Here is a 4,371-nt window from a genome sequence, read left to right on the forward strand (position 1 = left end):
TTTCAAGTTCCCGTACGTGATAAAGGACCTTTGCGCGCGATAACGTTAGCAAATGAGCCAACTGATGCACCGTATGCGGTTTTTCGACGAGAAACATGAGAATTTTTGTTCGCAATGGATCACTGATCACTTTTAACTGTTCATAGTTCTCTAATATATGAATCGCTTTTTGTTCCATTCAATCATCTCCTTTTTAACCGGTTAATTTTTATTAACCGTAAAGCAAAAGCTTCTTTTTGTAAACGATTACAAATTTATGTAAGGGTAACGGCAAAGGATAAAGCAGTTGGTTTACATACAAAAAACTGACTTCATTGACATCTCGATCCTCCACCTTCTACTAGAAAGTACGGGAAAAACGAGATGTTTGAAATCAGTCTCAGCTACTGTATGTGGTTCGAGGTGATTAGACCGTCGTCGTATCTTTCCATTCCTGTTCGATGAAGGCATCACGACCAGAAGCAGCACGATCTTTTTTGTAGTGTTCTGGATTTTTCTTATGGAAGTCTTGGTGGTACTCTTCCGCTGGATAAAATTCAGAAGCAGCATCGATCCGCGTCACGATTGGCTGTTTGAAACGGTTGCTTGCAGCAAGAGCGTCACGAGAAGTAATCGCAGCTTCATGCTGCGCATCCGTATGATAGAAGATTGCTGGTGCGTACTGCGTACCGCGATCTTGGAATTGACCTTCTGCATCCGTCGGATCCGTTTGGGGCCAGTAGAGTTCAAGTAAACGCTCGTATNNAAACGTGATTTGGACGACTTCGAGGTGTCCCGTCGTTCCTGTTTTGACTTGCTCGTATGTCGGGTTATCGACGTGTCCGCCCATGTAACCTGATACGATTCCCTCGATTCCTGGTAATTCTTCAAATGGTGTCACCATGCACCAAAAACATCCACCTGCAAATGTTGCTTTTTCCATCTGTCTCTTCCTCTCCGTGGGAAATCCCCATTGTATGTCTGACAGCGAGAAAACGAAAACGACTCCTTCGCTTGGTTGCAAAAGGAGTCGCCGCTTTTTATCAACCAAAGCTTTCGCTTTGCTGGTCGTAGCACCTTGCTATGCGCAGGTTGCTGGGACGTCATCGATCCAGATCTCTCGGTCCACTCTTGATAAGGGTATATGAAGTTGATGTCATTCGTTATCATTGTTGTGATGATACCATTCACAAAGAAATAAAGTCAATCCTTAGAATTTAAGGCACGTAAAACCGTCGCTCCGAGTGTCTTCGCACCGATCAACAACGCTTGTTCGTTGATTTCGTACTGCGGATGATGCTGTGGATAGTTGACACGACCGTCCGTATATCCGGAGCCAGTAAAGAAATAACTTCCCGGGACATGTGTTAGATAATGCGCGAAGTCATCTGCAGCCATCATTGGTGTGAGTGCCCGGACGGATGCTTCCGGTAAGAAAGCAGCAGCTTCCTGAACGAGTTTTGTCTCATCCGGGTGATTCCAGAGCGCCGGGTAACCAGTCGTGAAGTCAATCGAATACGAAGCACCGATGCCGGCACACGTCGTCTTAGCGACAAGATCGACTTCTTGCCGGAGCTGATGCCGAAGTGTCTCATTGAACGTTCGGATTTCCCCGACAATGCGTGCCTCACCCGTAACGATATTTGGTGCTGTTCCTGCATGGAAAGAACCGATTGCGAGAACAGCCGGCTCAAACGGATCAACCCGTCGACTAACGAGATGTTGTAAGTTGCAGACGAGTTGCGCTCCAGCGACGAGAGCATCTTTTGTTTTATGCGGTGCCTGGGCATGACCACCTTGACCATGGACGATGATTTCGAATTCGTCGATCGCACACAATGTATGTCCTTCCCGGAACCCGATCGTGCCAACCGGTAAATCATTTTCGAGATGTGTCGCGAAAATTGCATCGACCCCTTCGAGGACGCCGGCTTCGATCATTTGGATTGCTCCACCGGGAAAGACCTCTTCTCCATGCTGGTGGATGATCCGAATCGTTCCTTGCAATTGATCGCGTAACGGATAGAGAGTAGCAGCAAGGGCCATCACGATCGCCGTATGACCATCGTGTCCACAAGCATGCATGACCCCGGGATGGATCGACCGGAAGGCAAGCGTCGTCTCTTCTTGAAGCGGTAAAGCATCAAAATCGGCACGGACCGCTATCGTCGGACCAGGCTGTTTGCCTTCGATCGTCGCGACGACACCACGACCTCCGACGGCTGTTTGATGAGGAATGCCCTGTTCTGCGTAAAAGGCGGCAATCCGTTCTGGTGTGCGGACTTCCTGGAAAGAGAGTTCCGGGTGTCGATGAAAATCGCGACGTAACGCGATCATCGTCGGTTCGAATTGTTCGAGTGCTTCAAAAAGTTGAGTTTGCATGTTCAAGCTCCTTTAACGTGTGTCTTTTCGCGAAAATGGGTACAGATACAGGTAATCACGAAAGGGGATAATGTAACATGGGAGAAATCGTCGTCAATGCTGTACTTACAATCAAAGCTGGACTTGCGGATCAAGTCTTCCCGATTTTACAAACGGTTTATCATGCTTCACAAAAAGAAGAAGGATGCTTACGTTATTCCTTGCACCAATCGATCGAGGATGAGCATCAATTCATGTTGTATGAAGTGTATCGGGACGAAGAAGCGCTTGAAGCGCATATCGCATCCGACCACTATAAAGCCTACCGTGAACAGATCGAATTATACTTGATGGACCGACAAGTGGCGAAATACGTCGAGATGACTTTCTGACGTGTTGCGATAAGAAGAGACGAACCCGTCGAAACCGACGGATTCGTCTTTTTTATTACATCGATTTAAAGCCGAGGAAATGCTCCTGCCAACGCGGTTCATAGATTGAATTGATTTGCAGCTGTGAACCACCCGCATGGATGAAGTGTTCGTTATCAAGCATGATTCCAATATGCGATGGACCGTCTGTATAGGTGTTCTGGAAGAAGACGATATCTGAGCGTTTACCACTTGAGATGCTCGTCCGGCGATTCGTGAAGAACGCACCATACCAGTAGCCACGAACGTTCGTCCGACCACCGTATTTTCCAGCTTGGTTCGTCGCATAGTGAATCAGTCCGGAACAGTCGAAGCCACCGTTTACGGCATCTTGCGAACCCCATGTGTAGGGTGTTCCGATATGCTGGACGGCTGCTTGGATCAGCTTTTCACCACGCGTATTATTCTTTTTGACGACTCGTTTATCCGACGTGATCGTCACGGCGGATACCGGAAGATAGACAGGTGTCCAACCTGATTGGATGACATAGAAATTTCCGACCCGGTGACGCGGATAGACGCGTTTGCCTTGTTCAACAAGTCCACTGCCTTTTGGGCTCGTCGGACTTGCGAAAAAGGATGTCGTCTGTTTGACGGTATAGATTTTCGCCCGGTCGATCGCTTTTTGTGCCAGGCTCATATCGGGTTTACTCGTGCTGATATAAGGGTTGAGGACATAACCGGTTTGACCACTGACTAAGCGGACTTGCCAAAAGTCATCATCAATCGATTTCAAACCGACTAATTTCGTCCCTTTCTTCAAATAAGCGGCCGGACGACTGTAAGCGACGTCGGCAGAGAAGAGGGGAGTTTGATCTAGATGAACATAAAACGTCGTCCCTTTTTTTGCTTTTGCCATCGGTTTGTTCAGTCCAATACGACTCGAATCGACGAAACCAAAGGTATTTTTGTATTTGACACGTGTATAATAACCGCTTTTTCCGTAGATCGAGATCGAGGCACCTTTTTTTAATGTACCGATTTTTTTACCCGACAGTTTTGCCTGCGACCGGATGACGACGTCGTCTTCTGTCACGTAACGTTGACCAGAGACATCATACAGATCCGGCTTTTTCGTGACGAGATCCGTCGTCTTGACGTAACCGTAGATCGATCCTTTTTTCAAGCGTGTGTAACTACCGCTCGTTCCGTAAATCGTCAATTGATCAGCCCGTTTAACAGTATAGACTGTTTTACTGCTCGTCGAAGCCGACGTATAAACAGACAGGTTGCGTTTCGCGTATCGTGTCCCGGTTGATGCATAGACTTTTCCAGTACCGAGATCAGCTGTCTTGACGTAAGCATGAATCCCGCGGAAGNNAGTATTCGTTTGATGTTGCTTTAAGATAGGACTTGAAGATTTGGCATCCGAATAGATGGGTGTAGCGCGCTGAACATAGAGGCGTGCGGTCTTCGGATAGTACTTTAGTGTCCCAAGATGTGCCGTCAGCACATAGGCATACTCGTCGTTTCGTTTGATTCGTGTAAATGACCCCTCGATGCCGTACGTTTGAAGCGAAGTATTCACAGGAAGCGATTGTACGACTTTTCCTTTCGTAGTCGCAGTAGCATAGACCGTCGTCTGCTGTTGGACGTAACG

Annotated in this window: 5 protein-coding genes and 1 riboswitch; of the genes, 1 reads left to right on the forward strand and 4 read right to left on the reverse strand. The window is 47.5% G+C overall.

Annotation, left to right across the window (positions count from 1 at the left end; genetic code table 11):
* The 3 genes from B2751_RS08680 to B2751_RS08690 form a co-directional block, all read right to left on the reverse strand.
* The coding region (locus B2751_RS08680) for an ArsR/SmtB family transcription factor (RefSeq protein WP_290774334.1) at positions 1-178 on the reverse strand (178 nt) is incomplete at its 3' end.
* A 228-nt stretch (positions 179-406) separates the two neighbouring features.
* Positions 407-922, reverse strand: a complete 516-nt coding sequence (msrA, locus tag B2751_RS08685; protein ID WP_290774298.1) for a peptide-methionine (S)-S-oxide reductase MsrA — start codon at positions 920-922, stop codon at positions 407-409.
* Between the two features lie 94 nt (positions 923-1,016).
* Positions 1,017-1,120: riboswitch (SAM riboswitch) on the reverse strand.
* 62 nt (positions 1,121-1,182) lie between these two features.
* Positions 1,183-2,361 (reverse strand): M20 metallopeptidase family protein, encoded by a 1,179-nt coding sequence (locus B2751_RS08690; RefSeq protein ID WP_035411015.1) that lies wholly within the window; start codon positions 2,359-2,361, stop codon positions 1,183-1,185.
* Between the two features lie 77 nt (positions 2,362-2,438).
* On the opposite strand from B2751_RS08690, the gene B2751_RS08695 reads away from it, so the two are divergent.
* On the forward strand, positions 2,439-2,732 hold the full coding sequence (locus B2751_RS08695; protein WP_035411012.1) for a putative quinol monooxygenase: 294 nt from the start codon (positions 2,439-2,441) through the stop codon (positions 2,730-2,732).
* Between the two features lie 55 nt (positions 2,733-2,787).
* On the opposite strand, the gene B2751_RS08700 is transcribed toward B2751_RS08695, so the two are convergent.
* Complete coding sequence (locus tag B2751_RS08700) at positions 2,788-4,299, reverse strand: SH3 domain-containing protein (RefSeq protein WP_422653599.1); 1,512 nt, start codon at positions 4,297-4,299, stop codon at positions 2,788-2,790.
* Between the last annotated feature and the right edge of the window lie 72 nt (positions 4,300-4,371).

It is taken from the genome of Exiguobacterium sp. UBA6282 (assembly GCF_002440475.1).
Taxonomy (GTDB): Bacteria; Bacillota; Bacilli; order Exiguobacteriales; family Exiguobacteriaceae; genus Exiguobacterium_A.